At 67.2% G+C, this 16269-nt stretch carries 14 protein-coding genes; 4 read left to right on the top strand and 10 right to left on the bottom strand.

The window, feature by feature from the left end; genetic code table 11:
* Window positions 1-13: 13 nt before the first annotated feature.
* The 3 genes from nusA to D5084_RS06045 all read right to left on the bottom strand — a co-directional run bounded on the left by nusA (window position 14) and on the right by D5084_RS06045 (window position 3063).
* Window positions 14-1624, bottom strand: a complete 1611-nt coding sequence (gene nusA, locus D5084_RS06055) for a transcription termination factor NusA (protein ID WP_128514616.1) — start codon at window positions 1622-1624, stop codon at window positions 14-16.
* 12 nt (window positions 1625-1636) lie between these two features.
* The gene (gene rimP, locus D5084_RS06050) at window positions 1637-2242 is read right to left on the bottom strand and encodes a ribosome maturation factor RimP (protein WP_128514615.1); all 606 of its coding nucleotides are present in this window, start codon (window positions 2240-2242) and stop codon (window positions 1637-1639) included.
* Between the two features lie 194 nt (window positions 2243-2436).
* Window positions 2437-3063, bottom strand: coding sequence for a class I SAM-dependent DNA methyltransferase (locus D5084_RS06045; RefSeq protein WP_128514614.1), 627 nt, complete (start codon window positions 3061-3063; stop codon window positions 2437-2439).
* A 213-nt stretch (window positions 3064-3276) separates the two neighbouring features.
* On the opposite strand from D5084_RS06045, the gene D5084_RS06040 reads away from it, so the two are divergent.
* Together D5084_RS06040 and D5084_RS06035 are read left to right on the top strand one after the other, a co-directional pair.
* Complete coding sequence (locus D5084_RS06040) at window positions 3277-5064, top strand: autotransporter assembly complex protein TamA (RefSeq protein ID WP_238382541.1); 1788 nt, start codon at window positions 3277-3279, stop codon at window positions 5062-5064.
* Window positions 5064-8585: a translocation/assembly module TamB domain-containing protein gene (locus D5084_RS06035; RefSeq protein WP_128514612.1), complete on the top strand. Its 3522-nt coding sequence runs from the start codon at window positions 5064-5066 to the stop codon at window positions 8583-8585. Before D5084_RS06040 ends, D5084_RS06035 begins: the two co-directional genes overlap by 1 nt.
* Window positions 8586-8610: 25 nt before the next feature.
* On the opposite strand, the gene D5084_RS06030 is transcribed toward D5084_RS06035, so the two are convergent.
* From D5084_RS06030 to D5084_RS06000, 7 genes are all read right to left on the bottom strand, one after another.
* Entirely contained in the window at window positions 8611-8805 is a 195-nt protein-coding gene (locus D5084_RS06030; RefSeq protein WP_128514611.1) for a hypothetical protein, read from the bottom strand.
* 171 nt (window positions 8806-8976) lie between these two features.
* Complete coding sequence (locus tag D5084_RS06025) at window positions 8977-9654, bottom strand: YjbF family lipoprotein (protein ID WP_162302392.1); 678 nt, start codon at window positions 9652-9654, stop codon at window positions 8977-8979.
* Window positions 9651-11753 carry a YjbH domain-containing protein gene (locus D5084_RS06020; RefSeq protein WP_128514609.1) on the bottom strand — a complete coding sequence of 701 codons (2103 nt, stop codon included), beginning with the start codon at window positions 11751-11753 and terminating at the stop codon, window positions 9651-9653. Before D5084_RS06020 ends, D5084_RS06025 begins: the two co-directional genes overlap by 4 nt.
* Before the next feature lie 126 nt (window positions 11754-11879).
* Complete coding sequence (locus D5084_RS06015; protein ID WP_128514608.1) at window positions 11880-12329, bottom strand: MarR family winged helix-turn-helix transcriptional regulator; 450 nt, start codon at window positions 12327-12329, stop codon at window positions 11880-11882.
* Complete coding sequence (locus D5084_RS06010; protein ID WP_128514607.1) at window positions 12326-13156, bottom strand: carbon-nitrogen hydrolase family protein; 831 nt, start codon at window positions 13154-13156, stop codon at window positions 12326-12328. Before D5084_RS06010 ends, D5084_RS06015 begins: the two co-directional genes overlap by 4 nt.
* Entirely contained in the window at window positions 13156-13413 is a 258-nt protein-coding gene (grxC, locus tag D5084_RS06005; protein ID WP_128514606.1) for a glutaredoxin 3, read from the bottom strand. Before grxC ends, D5084_RS06010 begins: the two co-directional genes overlap by 1 nt.
* A gap of 33 nt (window positions 13414-13446) precedes the next feature.
* Window positions 13447-14169 carry a ComF family protein gene (locus D5084_RS06000; RefSeq protein ID WP_128514605.1) on the bottom strand — a complete coding sequence of 241 codons (723 nt, stop codon included), beginning with the start codon at window positions 14167-14169 and terminating at the stop codon, window positions 13447-13449.
* 22 nt (window positions 14170-14191) lie between these two features.
* Here D5084_RS06000 and D5084_RS05995 point away from each other — a divergent pair, with 22 nt between their 5' ends.
* Window positions 14192-15031 carry a methyltransferase domain-containing protein gene (locus D5084_RS05995; protein ID WP_128514604.1) on the top strand — a complete coding sequence of 280 codons (840 nt, stop codon included), beginning with the start codon at window positions 14192-14194 and terminating at the stop codon, window positions 15029-15031.
* Window positions 15032-15083: 52 nt separating this feature from the next.
* Window positions 15084-16184 carry a ferrochelatase gene (gene hemH, locus D5084_RS05990; RefSeq protein WP_128514603.1) on the top strand — a complete coding sequence of 367 codons (1101 nt, stop codon included), beginning with the start codon at window positions 15084-15086 and terminating at the stop codon, window positions 16182-16184.
* Window positions 16185-16269 lie beyond the last annotated feature (85 nt).

Below are 16269 nucleotides of genomic sequence, written 5' to 3'. Positions count from 1 at the left end.
CCGAGGCCTGAGATCAGGCCTCGGCCTCCTCGTCGTCGGCAGCCTCGTCGGCGGGCTGCTCCAGTTCCGTCGGATCGACCCAGCCCAGCATGACCCGCGCGGTCATGATGAGGTTCTGCGCCTCTTCCAGCGACATGTCGAACTTTTCCAGAACCCCTTCGTCCTTCTTGCGCTGACCATTCTCGGTCGTCCAGCCGCCAGCCAGTTCCCAGTCGGCGCAGGTGGCGAAGTCCTCCAGGGTCTTGATCCCGTCCTTGGCCAGCGCCTCGAGCATCTGCGGCGTCAGGCCCTCGAAGTTCACCAGGCTGTCCTCGACGCCAAGCGCACGGGCGTTTTCCATTGCCTTGGCGTTGGCGGCTTCCAGATAGTCGCGGGCGCGGGCCTGAAGTTCTGCGGCGGTGTCCTCGTCGAAGCCGTCGATGGACAGAAGTTCGTCAAGCTCGACATAGGCGACTTCTTCCAGATTGGTGAAGCCTTCGGCGACCAGAAGCTGGGCCATCATCTCGTCGACGTCCAGCGCATCCATGAACAGCTTGGTGCGTTCGGCGAATTCGGCCTGACGGCGCTGCGATTCCTCGGCCTCGGTCAGGATGTCGATGTCGAGGCCGGTCAGCTGGCTGGCGAGGCGGACGTTCTGGCCGCGACGACCGATGGCAAGCGAAAGCTGTTCATCGGGGACGACGACCTCGATCTTCCCGGCCTCTTCGTCGAACACGACCTTGGAGACCTCGGCCGGTTGCAGCGCGTTCACAAGGAAGGTCGCGGTGTCCTGGTTCCACGGGATGATGTCGATCTTTTCGCCCTGCAGCTCGTTCACCACGGCCTGAACGCGGCTGCCGCGCATGCCGACGCAGGCGCCGACGGGGTCGATGGAGTTGTCGTAGGAGATCACGGCGATCTTGGCGCGGCTGCCCGGGTCGCGGGCGACGGCCTTGATCTCGATGATGCCGTCATAGATTTCCGGCACTTCCATCTTGAAGAGCTCGGCCATGAACTGCGGATCGGTGCGCGACAGGAAGACCTGCGGGCCCCGAGGTTCGCGGCGCACGTCCTTGATGTAGCAGCGGATGCGGTCGCCGATGCGGTAGGCTTCGCGCCCGATCTTCTCGTTCCGGCGCAGGATGCCTTCGCCGCGGCCGATGTCGACGATGATGTTGCCGTATTCCTCGCGCTTGACGGCACCGTTGATGATCGTGCCCTTGCGGTCCTTGAACTCTTCATATTGCCGGTCGCGCTCGGCCTCGCGCACCTTTTGCAGGATGACCTGCTTGGCCGACTGCGCCGCAATCCGGCCCAGATCGACGGGCGGAACCTCGTCCACGATCTCGTCGCCGACCTTGGGGTCGGCAAGGTAGGCTTTCGCCTGCTTCACCGTCAGCTGGGCGTGGTGGTTTTCCACAGCGTCGTCCTCGACCACGGTGCGGACGCGGGTAAAGGTCGCCCGGCCGGTCTTGCGGTCGATCTTCACGCGGATGTCCATTTCCGCGCCGTAGCGCGACTTGGCGGCGCGGGCGAGGCTGTCCTCCATCGCCTGGATCACCAGATCCGGGTCGATCATCTTTTCGCGCGCCACGGCTTCGGCGGTCTGCAGAAGCTCCAGCTGGTTGGCAGAGGTGATTGCCATGGGTTTCTCTCCCTAGTGTTTCGTCTCGGGGGCGGGCGCGTCGTCCTCGTCCCCGTCCATTTCCTCGATCGCGTCGAACTGGCCCTCGGCGGGCTCGGCCACCTTCTTCTGGCGCAGCATTTCCGCGATCAGCGCGTCCGACAGGATCAGCTTGGCATCGGACAGCCAGTCGAACTTCAGCCCGATGGTCACGTCCTCGCCGCTTTCGGGAATGGTGATGAGAACCTCGTCCCCTTCCACCCCGGCCAGATCGCCCTTGAAGCGGCGGCGGCCGTCGATCAGCTCGGTCGTCTCGATCCGGGCTTCCCAGCCCTTCCAGGTCTCGAAGTCCTTCAGCCGGGTCAGCGGCCGGTCGATGCCGGGTGAGGAGACTTCAAGGATGTAGTTGTCCTCAAGTGGATCCTCCACGTCCAGCACGGCCGAGACGGCGGTAGAGATGTCGCCGCATTCGTCCACGCCGATCCCGCCCTCGGGGCGGTCGGCCATGATCTGCAACACGCGCGTCTTGCCGCCCATCAGCCGCAAGCGGATCAGTTCGAAGCCCAGACCCTCGATCACCGGCTGAACGATGTCAGCCAAGCGGCGGTCGATGGCGGTTTTCGCGATCAGATCGGACATGTCATTCCAGAAACAAAAAGGCGGACCCAGCGGCCCGCCCGTGACTTTCGGTAGCTTCCAGTTTGGACCCGGAAGCAGCTGTTGATGGGGATATAGGCGCCTTGGCTCGAGTCTGCAAGCAGAATGCTCATCGACTTCGTCGGCCCTTTTCGCGGGTCCGGCCAGAAGTGCCCGCGGGGCTTGACGAGCGGCGTTCAGAGCTTGCGGAACACCATCACGAGGCCCCGGTCGTCCTTGTGCGGATGATCCGCGCCTTCGTAGATGGGAATGTCACGCCAGGTGACCGGACTGATCCTGCCGTGGGCCACCATCCGCGCCAGTTCCGACCCGAAGCCCGCGCCATCCAGCACCGGGCCTATGGTGCCGCAGGCGAACACGGCACCGGGGCGGGTGATGCGGAGCAGTTCCGGGAAACATTCCGGCCCGACATGGCCATGGGTGAAGGTGCCGCAGCTGATGACCGCGTCATAGCTGGCGTCCGGGATGTCCAGCGCCTTGGTCAGATCGCCCAGCATGAGCTTGCGATACAGGCCCTTCGGCCGGGCGATCTCCAGCATCTCGGGCGTGATGTCCAGCGCATCGACGGTCAGCCCGCGCAGATGTTCGGCCACGAGGCCAGTGCCGGCACCGATGTCGAGGATCTCGGCCCCGGGCGCGATCTCGCCCTTCAGGATCGCCGCAATCTCGCGCGGGGCGATGTAGCCCCAGGCCGCGCCAAAACTCTCGTCGTAGGTGGGCGCCCAGTCGCCATACATGCGGCGGGCGTCGTCGGGGCCGTTGATCTGATAGGCTTCGTCAAGGTCGTAGGCAGCGTCGTCCATGGCAGTCCCCGGTTGTTTGGCGATGCCATGCCAGCCCGGTGTCACAATCCGATGACGGAAATCGTCCCGTCCCGTGCAAGGTCGGGAACTCAACCTTGCCCAATCGGTTTCCCCTGCATTGAAGGGTGCTGCACAAGCTGCAATAGTCCCTTGAAGTGTTGCCGGAAGGGGTATGTGTTCATGAGGGCCGGTCGCAGTGCAAGGCGAGCCCGGATGGTCGTTCTTGCGGCCATGCTGAGCCTTGCAACGAGCCAGGCCCAAGCCCTGGACCGGCTGGATTTCGTCGTGTCCGGCGGGTCGGCGGATCTGTCCAGGGCCGTCGGGGAGGCCTCGATGCTGCGGTCCCTGCACGCGCAGGGGCTGACCGATCCGCAGGACCTGCTGGCGGCGGCGAGGTCCGACTATGCCCGCATCCTGGCCGCGCTTTATGCCAGGGGGCACTATTCTGTCGCCATCCGCATCCTGATCGACGGGCGCGAGGCCGCCGATATTCCCGCGCTGGAGGCGCCGCGGTCGATCTCGACCATCCGGGTTCAGGTCGACCCCGGCCAGCCCTTCCGTTTCGGCCTGGCCCGCGTGGCGCCAGTGGCCCCGGGCGCCGACCTGCCCAAGGGGTTCCAGCGCGACGCGGTTGCCGAAAGCGGTGCGGTCACGGCGGCGGTCGATGCGGCGATCGGCGCCTGGCGCGAGGCGGGCCATGCCAAGGCCTTCGTCACGGCGGACGAGGTGGTCGCCGACCATGCCGCCCGAAGGATCGACGCAGATATCCGGCTGGACCCCGGCCCGCGCTTGCGATTTGGCCGGCTGGAGATCACCGGCGAGCAACGGATGCGCGAGGCGCGTATCCGCAAGATCGCCGGTCTGCCCGAAGGCGAGACCTTCAGCGAAACCGAACTGCGCCGGGCGGAGAACCGGCTGCGGCGGACCGGCATCTTCGCCTCGGTCGCGCTGACCGAAGACGAGCGGATCACCGCGCCCGACCTTCTGGGCGTCACCGCGACCGTGGTCGAACAGAAACCCCGCCGCTATGCGCTGGGGGTAGAGGTCGCAAGCCTGGACGGCGTCGCGCTGCAGGCCTCATGGCTGCATCGCAACCTGCTGGGCGGGGGAGAGCGGCTGGGTCTGAAGGGCGAGATGACCAATATCGGTGCCAGCCTCAGCGGCATCGACTACGGGCTGGAGGTGACGCTGGACCGCCCCGCCACCCTGTCGCCCGACACGACGGCGGGGCTGCTGCTGAGCTATGCGCATGAAGACGAGATCGACTACAATCTGGATGCCCTCAGCTTCGGTCTGCGGTTCAGCCATGTCTTTTCCGACAGGCTGACGGCGCGGCTGGGGCTGACCTACGACACGATGCGCGGGCGCGATCCCGGGGGGCGGTTCGATTTCCGCAACATGTCCCTGCCTGCGGGCCTGACCTGGGACAGGCGCGACGAGGCGAAGGATCCGACACGGGGGTTCTACCTGGATGCGACCGCCAAGCCCTTTCTTGGCTTCGGCACCACGGGGTCGGGACTGCGCGCTACGGTTGACGGGCGGGTCTATCGCTCGCTCGGGGCGCCCGGGCGCCTGGTGATCGCCGCGCGGGCCCAGGCCGGGGCAGTGTTCGGCTCGACGCTGCTCGAGACGCCGCGAAGCGACCTGTTCTTCTCGGGCGGTGGAGGCACGGTGCGCGGTCAGCCCTACCGCTCGCTGGGGGTCGCCGTGGCGCGGGGGTTCGGGCCTCAGTTCCTGATCGGTGGCAAATATTTCCTGGCCGGATCGCTGGAGCTGCGCGCCAAGGTCAGCGACCGGATCGGGGTTGTGGGCTTTGTGGACTGGGGCAGCATCGGCATCGACGGCTTCGGCGGTGACCTTGCCAACTCTCATGCCGGGGCGGGCCTTGGTCTGCGCTATGACACCGGGCTGGGGCCGATCCGCGTCGACGTCGCCGCCCCGATCAGCGGCACGACCGGGGACGGGGTGCAGTTCTACGTCGGCCTGGGGCAGTCCTTCTGATGCGGCGCGCCTGGGTCATTGCCGGATGTCTCGTGGCGGGCGCGGCCTGGGCGCAGACCGACGACCGCGACTATCTGACCGCGTTCCTTGAGGACACGCTGTCCGACGCCGGGCGTCAGGTGACGGTGACGGGCTTTTCGGGTGCCCTGTCGTCGCAGGCCACGATCGAACAGCTGACGATTGCCGACGATCAGGGCGTCTGGATCACGCTGAACGGCGTCGTCCTGGACTGGAGCCGTTCCGCCCTTCTGTCCGGTGCCGTCGAGGTCAGCGAACTTTCGGCCAAGGAAATCATCGTGGCGCGGACCCCGGTGGCGGCCGAAGGCTCCACTCCCTCGCCCGAGGCGCAGGGCTTCAGCCTGCCTGAACTGCCGGTGTCGATCAATATCGACCGGGTCGCGGCGGAACGCATCGAACTGGCGCCGGAGGTGCTGGGGCAGGAGGTGACGGGGACGCTGGAGGCCTCGCTGCAACTGGCGGGGGGCGAGGGGCAGGCGGTGCTGGACCTGATCCGTACCGGGGAGGGACCTGCCGGGGATATCCGGCTGGAGGCATCCTATGCCAACGTGACGCGCGACCTGAAACTTTCGCTGATCGCGGAAGAAGACGCAGGGGGGCTGGTCGTGCAGGCTCTCTCGGTTCCGGGGGCCCCTTCGGCGCGGCTGGAGGTGGTGGGCGAGGGGCCGATTGACGACTTTCAGGCCGACATCCGGCTTGCGACCGACGGGGCCGAACGGTTGCAGGGCGTTGTGACCGTCAAGGCTGATGACGATGGCCAGAGGTTCGCGGCACAGCTTGCGGGCGATCTGGCCCCCGTGCTGGTCCCGGACATGGTGGATTTCTTCGGCACCGAAGTGGGGCTGAAACTTGATGCCCGGCGCACTGCGGTCGGGCGGGTGGTCGTGGACCATTTCGATCTGTCCGCCCGGTCGCTGGCACTGTCCGGCTCGGCCGAGATTGCGGCGGACGGATTGCCGGAACGGGTCGATGTCACCGGCACTCTGGCCGCGCCCGATGGTCAGCCGCTGGCGCTGCCCTTCGTCGAAGGCACGCGCGTGACCAGGGCAGACTTCCAGCTGACATCGATTCAGAAACAAGAGAACGGCTGGTCGGGGTCGGTGTCGGTCGCCGGGCTGGACCGCGCTGACGTGAAGATCGCGCAACTGGCGCTGAACGGCTCGGGCCGGATCGGGCGCAGCGCGGCGGGGAAGAGCCTTGGAGGCACGCTCACGGCCAGGGCGACGGGACTTGCCCCGACAGACCCGGCTCTGGCCGATGCGCTTGGCCGCGAGATCAGCGCAGCCCTGAAGTTCTACGCGCAGGAAGGGTCGGGTGCCCTGCGGGTGACGGACATCCGGCTTGAAGGGGCCGGGATGACCGGAACCGGGGCGGTGCAGATCGAGGGCCTGGACGCCGCCCTGTTGACCAGCGGCAGGCTGTTGGTCGAGGCCTCCGACTTCGCCCGCTTTTCGCGGCTTGCCGGGCGCGATCTGGGTGGGGCGGGGCGGCTGGAGATCAGCGGCTCGGCCAGCCGGCTGTCGGGGGTGTTCGATGCCGACATCAGCTTTGAGGGGTCCGGGCTTGCCATCGGACAGGCCGAGGCGGACCGGCTGCTTGCGGGGCGGTCTACCCTGAAGGCCTCGGTCCGGCGCGACGAGACCGGCACCCTCCTGCGCCGACTGGACGTCGCGGCGGACAGTCTGACGGCGCAGGCCAGCGGCAGGATAGCCACCGGCGGTTCTGACCTGACCGGGACGATCCGGCTTGACGACCTGTCGGTGCTTGGCGCGGGCTACGGCGGCGCGGTGGCGCTGGACGGCGCCTTCACCGGAACGCCCGAGACGGGCGCGATCCGGCTGACCGGCCGGGGTCAGTCGCTGCGGATCGGCAACCGCGAGGCGGATCGGCTGCTGGCGGGGCAAAGCGAGGTGGACCTTGAGCTTGGGCTGCGCGACGGCGTGGTCGAGATCCGCTCGGCCCGGGTGCAGAACCCGCAGCTGACGGCCAGTGCCACCGGCCAGATCGCAGAGGACATCCGGTCGATCGACCTGGACGCCCGGCTGGCCAACCTGGGCCTGATCGTCCCCGAAGTGTCCGGTCCGCTGACCGTCACCGGCAAGGCGGTGCAGGACGGTGCCGGATATCAGCTGGCGCTGAGCGCCAGCGGGCCGGGGCAGGTTGCCGCGCGGGTCGAGGGCAGCGTGGCGAGTGATTTTCGCCGGGGCGACCTTGGAATCACCGGCTCGGGCGAAGCGGGGCTGGCCAACCTGTTCATCTCGCCCCGGTCGGTTTCGGGAAACGTCGGCTATGACCTGCAACTGTCCGGCCCGTTCGCGCTGCGGTCGCTTTCGGGCCGGGTCACCCTGTCGAACGGCCGCATCGCCGATCCTGACCTCGGCCTGTCCTTGCAGGACGTGCAGGCCATCGGCCAGCTGAGCAACGGGAGCCTGCAACTGTCGGCCACCTCGGGCCTGTCCTCGGGGGGCAGGCTGCGGGTGGACGGGCCGATCCGGCTGGACGGTGGCCGGGACGCCGACCTTGCGATCACGCTGGACAACCTGCGGCTTTACGATCCCGAACTTTACGAGACGAGGATCAGCGGCTCTCTGGCCCTGCGCGGGCCGTTGGCAGGCGGGGCGCTGATCTCGGGCAGGCTGCAACTGGGCGAAACCGAAGTGCGGGTGCCTGCCTCGGGCCTCAGTTCGGCGGACGCTCTGCTGGACATCCGCCACGTCCGCGACACAGCCACGGTGCGCGATACCCGGCGCAAGGCCGGGTTGCTGGCCGCCTTGGCAGGAGCGGCCGGGGTCAAGGGGTCAGGCCGGGACATCGGTCTGGATGTGACGATCTCGGCACCGTCGCGCGTCTTTGTCCGCGGGCGCGGCATCGACGCGGAACTGGGCGGCGAGCTGCGGCTTCTGGGGACCACGGCGGCTGTCCGCCCATCGGGGGGCTTCAGCCTGATCCGGGGACGCATCGACATCCTGGGTCGCCGCCTGACCCTGTCGCGCGCCGATCTGGTGCTGGAGGGCAGCCTTGTCCCGCAGATCAGCATCGCGGCGGACAGCGAAAGCGACGGAATCACCAGCACGGTCGTTGTCGAGGGGCCGGCGGACGATCCGGCGGTGACCTTCCGCTCTTCGCCCGACCTGCCGCAGGAGGAAGTGCTGGCGCGGCTCCTGTTCGGGCGGGGTCTCGACAGGATCTCGGCCCTCCAGGCGGCGCAACTGGCCAATGCGGTCGCGGTTCTGGCCGGGCGCGGCGGTCTGGGCCTGGTCGGCAACCTCCGCCGAAATTTCGGTCTGGATGATCTGGACGTCACCACCGCCGAGGACGGTTCGGCAGCGCTGAAAGCCGGGAAATACATCGCCGAGAACGTCTACACCGAGGTCGAGGTCGACCAGGAGGGCAAGAGCCGCATCAACCTGAACCTCGACCTGCGCAAGGGGCTGACGGTCAAGGGCCGCCTGGGCGCGGATGGTCAGACCGGGATCGGCGTCTATCTGCAAAGGGACTACTGACCGCGCCCGGGGCGTCGGGGCCGGGTCACTTGTCCTCCGGGCCGCACATCACCACGCAAAGGAACAACGGAATCACCAGCCAGGGCAGCCAGCCCTTGCTGGACGGCGACCTCTCCGTGACTTCGGGCTCCGGGTCCTCGACCACCACGATGGGACCCCCGGCCTGCGTCGATGACGCAAGGCAGGCGGCACACAGCAGACTGGCCAACAGCTGTTTCACGGAAACCTCGCAGACGGGGGCGTCCTTCGTCCAGTTCTGGCCGACAGCGGGCGCACCGTAGTCATCGGGACACCCACGGGACCAGTCTACCCGCACCCGAGCAGATTCCGCATCAGATTCGCGCGGTCAGAGGGTCTTCGGGCCGGTCTTGGCCGCAAAACGTCCGGCAGGTCAGTCGATGACCTTCTCGAACTCCAGGTAACCGGCCAGGTTGCTGGCCCATTGCCGCGATTTCCGAATCATGTTGCCTTCGATCCAGTAGTCGTTCGTCACCTTGCCATTGGGGCGGGTGCAGGTCTCTGTGACATGCGTGGTGGCGTGCGACTTGCCGACGATCTCGATCGTTTCTTGCCCCACGGTTGCCGCGGTGCAGTCGTAGGTCCGCCGGGTCCCGACGTCGTCGGCGCCGAGGAAGTAGTAGATGCGCCCGTAGCTTGCCCCACCTTTGAGCTGGGCGAGCGTCGGCACCTGGGCCGACATGAGGTCGGCGCCGACGCCGCGGGTCTGGATCAGCACGCCATCGCGCAACGAGAAGTTGGCCTGCCGCTGGGCGGTCCAGGTCACGACGTTGTCCTTGGTGTCGAGGATCGTCAGGAAGGCATCCTGACCAAGGGCCTTGGCCCTGATTCGCAGGACCGGCTTGCCATAGGCCTCAAGCTCGGCGCGCCCCACGGGTGCTGCCGGCTCGGCTGTCGGTGCGGTGCCGCCCTTCTTGCCCTTGGGCAGGGCTGCCTTGGCCATCTGGCCCACGGCGGCGACGACAGGATTGGCGCCGCCCTTGTCGTTGCCGCAGGCCGCAAGCAGCGACACTGCGGCGGCGACCGCGACCAGACGTGCCGAAATCCTCACCGCCAGACCCTTCCCCAATCGGGATCAAGGCCATCGGTATGGTAGTCCCGGATGGATTCGTAGAGCCGTCCGGCCACATCGACCCGCGCCCCGCCGTCGCCAGAGCCCGGCCGCAGCGTCATGCTGAAACCCCTGCGGGTTTCGGTGCCAAGCGCCCAGGTGAACGGGATGGTAAAGCGGATGCCCTTGTCAAAGCCCGATTCGCCGAAGTCTGCGGCGCTGACGTCGGTGACGGTGGCGAAGGCGCCCACCTTCCAGCCGTTCGCAAAGACCCGGTCGACCGAGATGGTCGCCCCGACATCGCCCGCCAGATACTTGCCGACATCCAGCTGGCCCAGGAAACCGTTGCCGAAATCGTAGTAGGCGGACAGGTATCCTGTCACGACGTCATAGTCGTATTCGTTGAACCCCAGGCCACCGTCGGTATCGCGCTGGCGGGTGTAGTTCAGTTCCGCGCCAAGGGCGAGCTGGCTGTCGACCGGCTTCCACAACAGCTCGCCCGAGACACCGGCGTGCATCCGTTCCAGATAGCCCACGGTCACGCGGGAATAGACGTCCGGCGCCGGGCGGGCGTACCAGGCCAGCGTCAGGCGCTCCAGCGCCGGGTCGCCGAATTCCGTATAGCGCGACCCGTCGGTGCGGACATGCTGCAACGGCGAGGTCGACGGACTGCCAAGATCCGTGTTGCTGGCCAGCTGCTTGTAGATCGAGCCGCTCAGCACAAAGCCCGGGGCGATGTCGTAGTTTGCCGAAAGACGCAGGCCGATGTCGCCCTTGCTCGGCTCGGAAAGGCGCAAGGTGGGGCGCAGGCTCCAGGTGAACTTCGGATACAGGCCCTCGTCGCCCAGCGAATAGGCCGGGGTCGGCCCGGCATCCGTCACGGTGATGCGTTGGCGCAGCAGCGTGGCGTTGTCGGCGGAATATTCCAGCCCCTCAAGGTCGCTGCGGCGGATGGTGATCTTCGATGCGCCGATGCCGTTGACCACGGGCACGATCTCGAACACCTCGACCGAGGCGGGCATCACATGGCTGAGCGCGCGGGCCGTCCGGCCGATGGCCTGCGATCCGGCGTCGATGCGGCCGTTGCGGATGCGGATCTGCACCGTCGTCGCGGTATAGGCGAGGTCCTCGATGGCGATCCCGTCGGCGGCAAGCCGCTTGGCCAGGTTCTTGCGCAGGATCGGGCCCGCGTCGGGTTGCGTCACCCAGCCGGCATCATAGGCCTCGGGGTCGACCGACCGAGCCGGGCGCGCCTTCACGGGCGCCGGGGCCGGGCCGGTCACCCCGCCCGCAAGCCGGTTCTTCGGATCGAGGATCAGGTGGAAGGTCAGCCCGACTTCGGACCCGTACAGCGAGTAGACCCCGAATCGCATGTTCGGGTTCTTCTGGTATTCGAAGCCGAAGTTGAACGGGCTGTCCCGTTCGATCAGGCCGCGGGTGTCGTCCTCAAGAACATAGGCGTCCGAGGAATATTCGCCCTTGAAGGTCCAGGTGTCGCTGATCCTGTATTCGACCCCGGCGAAGGGGGCCGCGTCGCCCCGGAACCACTGGTCGACGTTGGGTGTGCCCTTGGGGCTGACCGCCGGGCGGTTGCCGAACGGCGCGCCGATGCTGCCGTAGCTGCCCAGACGGCCCCAGCCCAGACCCGCCGTCACCTTCAGCCGGTCGCCGAAGCTCTTGGTGGCCGCAATGTATTCCGACGCAAAAAGGCCCTGGCCGGTCATGTCCTGCAGGCCGATGGTCAGGGCCGGGCGGATCCTGCCTTCCTTCAGAACCTGATAGCGCAGGTCGATGCTGCGGTCGGATTCCTTGGCATCGCCCGGAATGATCGTGTCCCAGTCGCGCCAGGTCTGGAACCGGAACGACCCCGACAGCCGCTCGCTCATCTGGAAGCTGAGCGTGGTGCGGCTGATCGGACCCACGACCGAAGTGCTGAACGAAAACGTCGCATCCTTCTGCGCCTCGCCCGAGGGCATGTCGATCAGGCCGGTCGCACCGTTGATGTTCAGCGTGCCGGTGCTCTCGGCAAAGGCCGGGGCCACGGACAGGGCCGTCGAGGCAGCAAGGAACGCAAGCAGGAAACGAGACGAACTGTGCATTTTGACCGGGCCCGAGGTGTCGTCACAGTCTATGAGGAGATAACCCGCGCAGGGCAAGAGGCTTTGGGCATGGGAGCGCCTGCTATCCACCGCTTGTGGCCGAATGGACGCCACGGCCCGGCTGTGTCAGCCGCCATCGCCCTCCAGGCTGATGCGCAGTTCGCGCAGCACGGACAACAGAGCCCTGACCCTATCGTGCCCGATGGACTGCACCACTTCGGCAATCAGGGGCACCACGCTGGCCACGGCGCTGTCGCGCGCCGCCCGGCCGCTGGGGCTGATGGCCACGAACTTCTGCCGAGCGTCCTCCCAGTCGGGGCGGATATGGACGTGACCGGCCCATTCCAGCTTGGTCAGGGTGTTCGTCATCGCGCCGCGCGTCACATGGAACGACCGCGCCAGCTGCGCCGGGGTGCGTTCGTCGCCCACCCGCGCCAGGTGGTTCAGCACGCTGAAATGCGACAGCTCCATCCCCTTGGGCAGGACCTTGGAGATCCGGTTGCGCGCCAGCTGGTCGGCCATGAACAGCTCGCTGAACAAGGCCACCGCGATGTCGTCCGCCTTTTCGCTGCTCATGGCCCGTCAAAGCCCCGGTCATGCGACAGCGAGGGTACCCGGCTGCGGGCCCGATCCACCTCGGCCAGGTCCAGATCGACCAGCGTCACCCCCGGCTCGGTGCCTGCGTCGGCCAGCACCTCGCCCCAGGGGGCAATGGCCAGCGAATGGCCATGCGTGCGGCGTCCCTTGCCGTTGGTTTCGGGATGAAAGCCGGTCTGCGCCGGGGCCAGGATGAAGCATCCCGTCTCGATCGCGCGGGCGCGCAGCAGCGTCTCCCAATGCGCCGCGCCGGTGATGTGGTTGAAGGCCGCGGGCACCGTGATGATCTGCGCGCCGCCCTGCGCCAGCCGCCGATAAAGGGCCGGAAACCGCACGTCATAGCAGACCGTCATCCCCACCCTGGCAAAGGGCGTGTCCGCGACCACCGCCCGCGCCCCGGGCCGATAGCCTTCGCTTTCCCGGTAGACCTCGGTCGCCGAGACGTTCACGTCGAACATGTGGATCTTGTCATAGCGCGCCGCGATACCGCCGTCCGGCGCGATCAGGAAGCTGCGGTTGGCAAAGCGCCCGTCGGCGTCATGGGTGAGAAGACCCAATGAGCCGATCAGCAGCCAGATGCCCGCCGCCTTCGCCTCGGCCCGCAGGGCGGCCAGCGTCGGGTCGTCCTCCTCATGCCGGAACACGCTGCGCTGATGTGCGCGGCTGGAGGACAACCCGTTCGTCAGCTCGGGCGTCAGGACAAACCCGGCCCCCTGCGCCACCGCATCGCGGACATGGCCCAGCGTGACGGGCAGGTTCGCCGCCGGATCGTCGGAAACGGTCAGCTGAACCAGCGCGGCCCGCATCACGCTGCCAGAAGCAGATCAAGTTTGCCCGCATCCTCCAGCGCATAAAGGTCGTCGCAGCCGCCGACATGGGTGTCACCGACAAAGATCTGCGGCACGGTGCGCCGGCCCTTGGCGCGCTGGATCATCGCCTCTCGCAAGGCGGGGTCGCGGCTGACGTCGATCTCGGCAAAGGCGACGCCCTTCTTCTGCAACAGCCGCTTGGCGGCGTGGCAGTAGGGGCAGATGGGGGTGGTGTAGATTTCGACGGGACGCATCGGGGCACCTCTTTCGCGCCCGAATATAAGGATTCAGCCGTCCTTCGCAACGCGCGCCAGCGCCAGCACCGAGACGGATCGCGCCCCTGCCGAAAAAAGCGCCTCGGTCGCCGCCGCAAAGGTCGCGCCCGAGGTCATCACGTCATCCACCAGCAGGATGTCGCGGTCGCGCACCCGCGCCTCGCGGCTTTTCGGGACGGTGAAGGCGCCAACCAGATTGGCGAACCGCGCGTCGCGGGTCTTGCCGTCCTGATTGCCGGTGGATCGTTTGCGCAGGATCGCGTCCGGGCAATGCTCCAGCCGTGCCAGGGCCGCGATGGCGCGCGACAGAAGTGCCGCCTGATTGTAGCGCCGCCGGAACAGCCGCATCCAGTGCAGCGGCACCGGCACCACCATCATCCCCGGCGTCAGGATCGGTGCGGCCGCCCTGGCCATCCAGGCCGAGGCCGGTCGGGCCAGATCCATCCGGTCGCCGTGCTTCAACGCCAGCACCAGGTTGCGGGCATTGCCCTGATAGAGGAGAGCGGCCCGTCCCCGGTCCCAGGGGCGGGCGATGGTCATGCAGTCGTCGCACAAGGCCCGTTCCGTCGGGTCCGATCCCGGCAGGGGCACGCCGCACTGATCGCAGACCAGACCCGAGACGAAGGGCGTCTCGCGCCAGCAGTCTGCGCAGAGGCCGAAGTCGGATTGCACCGGGGCCGAGCAGGAAATGCACTGCGGCGGGTAAAGCAGTTGCAGCGCGCCTTGCAATCCCATTCCGTCCTCCTAATGTCCGGCCATGGCCGAAACCCCGATCCTGACCGACCGAAACGCGCTGATCCGACACCGGGACCGCGCCCGCAGACTGCCCGGTCACGACGCAGCGATGTTCCTGCATCGCCTTGCCATGACCGACATTCAGGAAAGACTCACCGAGGTTAACAGAACCTTTACGGCGCCCGCCGTCGTCAGCGGTTTTCCCGATTTGTGGCAGGATCTGCGGCCCGGTGCGGTGCTGGTCCCGGATGAGGACGTTCTGGCGCTGGAACCCGGCGCGCATGATCTGGTCGTGCACGCCATGGCCCTGCATTGGGCGAACGATCCCTTGGGACAGCTTGTCCAGTGCCGAAGGGCGCTGCGGCCCGATGGGCTGATGATCGCGGTCCTGCCGGGCGGGCGCAGTCTGCATCAGCTGCGGACCGCGCTGGCCGAGGCCGAGACGCGGGTCACCGGCGGACTGTCGCCCCGCGTCCTGCCCATGGCGGAAATCCGCGACCTGGGCGGGCTGATGCAGCGGGCAGGCTTTGCCCTGCCGGTGGCGGACAGCTGGCAGCAGACCGTCGAGTATCAGAGCTTTCCGGCGCTGCTGGCCGACCTGCGGGCTGCGGGAGAGACGAACGCGCTGGCTGCCCGTCTGCGTCGCCCCACAGGGCGGGATGTGCTGGCAACGGCAGGGGCGATCTATGCGGAAAGTTTCGGCACGCCGGAGGGGCGTCTGCCCGCGACAGCAGAGCTTGTGTTCCTCACCGGCTGGGCTCCGCATGACAGCCAGCAGCAGCCCTTGCGCCCCGGGTCGGCCAAGGCAAGGCTCGCCGATGCGCTGGGCGTGCCCGAGTCGCCCTTGCCCGAAGACGGTTGACCCTGCCCGCCCATCCCTTATGTCCCACCGTGAACCTTTGGGAAGAACCGACATGCTGGATGCCCGGACCGGAGCAGCGACAGGGACCGACGTGCCACCCGGCGAAGGGCGCCTTGCCCACGCCCCCGCCGACCACCCCACCGTCCGCAAGGCGCGGATCGGGGTGCTTCTGGCCAACCTCGGCACGCCCGACGCCTACGACTACTGGTCGATGCGCCGCTATCTGAACGAGTTTCTGTCCGACAAGCGGGTGGTCGATATCCCGTCGTGGAAGTGGCAGCCGCTGCTGCAGCTTATCATCCTGTCGAAACGGCCCTTCACATCGGGCGCGAACTACAAGCTGATCTGGAACGAAGAGCTGAACGAAAGCCCGCTTCTGACCATCACCAAGGCGCAGACCGCCGCGATTGCGAAGACGATCGCGGACCGGCACGGGGCCGACATAATGGTCGACTTCTGCATGCGCTACGGCAACCCCTCGACCGAGGCGAAGGTCAAGGCGATGGTGGCGGCGGGGTGCGAAAAGGTGCTGTTCTTCCCGCTGTATCCCCACTACGCCGGGGCGACCTCGGCCACCGCGAACGACCAGTTCTTCCGTGCCCTGATGAAGGAGAAGCGGCAGCCTGCGGTGCGGACCGTGGCGGAGTATTTCGACCACCCCTTGTATATCGACGCGCTGGCGAAGTCGGTGGAGACGGCCTATGCGGCCCTTGATCACCGGCCCGACGTGCTGGTGGCCAGCTATCACGGCATGCCGAAACGCTATCTGATGGAGGGCGACCCCTACCACTGTCAGTGCCAGAAAACCTCGCGCCTGCTGCGGGAAAGGCTGGGGTGGGAGAAGGGGTCGATCGACACGACCTTCCAGTCCGTCTTCGGGCGGGAAGAGTGGCTGCGGCCCTATACGGTCGAGCATGTGGCGGAGCTGGCGAAGCAGGGCAAGAAGCGGATCGCGGTGATGGCCCCGGCCTTCAGTGCCGACTGCATCGAGACGCTGGAAGAGATCAACGGGGAGATCCGGGAGGCCTTCGAACATGCGGGGGGAGAGGAGTTCACCTATATCCCCTGCCTGAACGACGAGCCCGCCCATATCGAGGCGCTGGTCGCGGTGATCGAGGAGAACCTGGGCGGGTGGCTGCCCCGGAAGGGGTAGGGCGCCGCGCGCGGCGCGATGTTCGGTATCAATGATTTCAACAACTTGCCATGCCTCGTTAGTGTGGACTTAACCTTTGGCAGGA

The sequence above is a fragment of the Tabrizicola thermarum genome, from assembly GCF_003574395.1.
GTDB classification, from domain to species: domain Bacteria; phylum Pseudomonadota; class Alphaproteobacteria; order Rhodobacterales; family Rhodobacteraceae; genus Tabrizicola; species Tabrizicola thermarum.
The sequence above is the reverse complement of the archived record's forward strand: the minus strand, read 5'-3'. Positions and strand labels throughout refer to the sequence as shown.